The following is a 1,874-nucleotide window of genomic DNA, read 5'->3' on the forward strand; positions in this document are numbered from 1 at the left end:
AAACTCGACCGCCGCGAAAAGGAACTGGCACGCATGCGCGAAAGATCGAAATCCGAGGACAGCGCGCCAGCCTTGCGGCTGGTCGGCAAGGGCGGCGATGTCGCGAGGAGCGATGATTTCGACAAGGCAATCGCCAAGCTCGATAGCGACCGTGAGCAGCTCGAGGCGAGGCTGACGGCGCTGGCGCGCGAGAACAAACGGCTGAAGGCGGATCTCACCGCACTGGCCGCCTCCAAGGCCGCTGACAGCAGCTCCGCCTTGCGCGAGCAGATGAACGAGCTGGCGGCGGAGGTCGTCCATCTGACGGCCAAGCTCGAGGGGCCTGGTTCGCCGATCGCCATGGCATTGGCGGTACCGTCGGACGCACGCTCCGGCAACGGTGACCGCAGTCTTGCCGACCGCGTGCGCGCGCTGCAGAAGGCTGACGCGACAAGCTGAGATCAGGTCTCCTTAGAGCATTTCACCGTTTCACGGAAACGGCGAAATGCCCTAACTCTTTGCTTTGAGGCAATTCTGGACGGAAAACCGCTTCACACTTTTCCTAGAATTGCTCTAGCCGAAAAATGATGCAGCGCGATGGCTGAAGCCGCGGCGACATTCAGGCTGTCGAAGCCTTCCGCCATGGTGATCCGCACGTCGTGCAGGCTTGCGAGCAGGTCGTCCGGCAAGCCTTCGCCCTCGGTGCCGAGATAGAGCGCCAGGCGCTCGCTGCGCTGCGCATCGCGGATGTCGGTCTCCCCGCGGGGCGAGAGCGCGAATTGTTCGAAGCCACGTCGGGCGAGCATCGTTGTGAAGCCGGCGGTGTCGGTGAACGATGCGAACGGGATCTTGAGCGCGGCGCCGACCGAAACGCGGATCGCCTTGCGATAGAGCGGGTCGCAGCACGTCGCATCCAGCAAAACCGCGTCAGCGCCAAAGGCGGCGGCGTTGCGGAAGATCGAGCCCACATTGTCATGATTGGCGATGCCGACGAGCACCACGACCAGCGCACGAGGCGGCAAGCCATCGAGCAGGGCTTCGGCCGGCTGCGGCGCTCCCTTGCGGCCCATGGCCAGGATGCCGCGATGCATGTGAAATCCGGCGATTGCGTCCATCACCGCGCTGGTTGCCACATAGACCGGGAGATCGGCGGGCGCCTTGCTCAGGATCTTGTCGAGACCCGCCAGCCGGTTTTCCAGGACGAGGACCGATTCGGCGGCAAAGCGTCCAGTTGTGAGCAGCAGGTCGAGCACCACCTTGCCTTCGGCGACGAAGCGGCCTTGCCGGCCGGCGAGGTCACGCTCGCGAATGTCGAGATAGGCAGCGACGCGCGGATCTTGCGGGTCGTCGATGCGAATGGGATCCATGCATTCCTCGCGACCGTCGCATCGGCCCGAAAATCCGGACCGCTTCCCGGCGCTCACCTTGTTTGGAAAGCACGATGCGACAATTCGGGACAATCAGCCAGCTTTGTGCGCCCCAAATCGGCGCATGCCGCTCTGAATCACCGGCGAGATCGGCGGCTGTGTGGTCAGGTTCCAGCACGGCGCAAGCGGTGCGCCATCTGGGACAGGTCATCCTTGCCGCTGCCGAAAATGCCGTCCAACATGACAAGCAGTTCTCGCACGGCGTCGGATTTGCAGGAGTAGTAAATCATCTGCCGGTCGCGGCGGGTGTCGACAAGGTCGAGCGCCCGCAACTTGGCGAGATGCTGGGACAGGGCGGATTGGCTGAGCATCACCTTCTCGGCTATGGCTCCCACCGACATTTCACCTTCGGCGAGGTAGCTCATGATCAACAGTCGCTTCTCATTTCCCATCAGCATTAGAAACTCTGCCGCCGATTCGGCGTTCACGATTTGCTTTTTCGAGACCATCGATCCCCCATGCTTCCTT

Annotated in this window: 2 protein-coding genes and 1 pseudogene; 1 reads left to right on the forward strand and 2 read right to left on the reverse strand. The window is 62.7% G+C overall.

The features are described from left to right. Positions 1–438 (forward strand): annotated as a pseudogene (locus EN969_RS29250) (hypothetical protein); the annotation flags it as partial. A gap of 92 nt (positions 439–530) precedes the next feature. Here the strand turns inward: EN969_RS29250 and EN969_RS29255 are convergent. Together EN969_RS29255 and EN969_RS29260 are read right to left on the reverse strand one after the other, a co-directional pair. Continuing rightward, on the reverse strand, positions 531–1,346 hold the full coding sequence (locus tag EN969_RS29255; RefSeq protein ID WP_063168873.1) for an RNA methyltransferase: 816 nt from the start codon (positions 1,344–1,346) through the stop codon (positions 531–533). A 164-nt stretch (positions 1,347–1,510) separates the two neighbouring features. Further along, positions 1,511–1,855, reverse strand: coding sequence for a metalloregulator ArsR/SmtB family transcription factor (locus tag EN969_RS29260; RefSeq protein WP_127419635.1), 345 nt, complete (start codon positions 1,853–1,855; stop codon positions 1,511–1,513). Positions 1,856–1,874 lie beyond the last annotated feature (19 nt).

Origin of the sequence: Mesorhizobium sp. M7A.F.Ca.CA.003.01.2.1 (assembly GCF_003998945.1) — a bacterium.
Classification (GTDB): Bacteria; Pseudomonadota; Alphaproteobacteria; order Rhizobiales; family Rhizobiaceae; genus Mesorhizobium; species Mesorhizobium ciceri.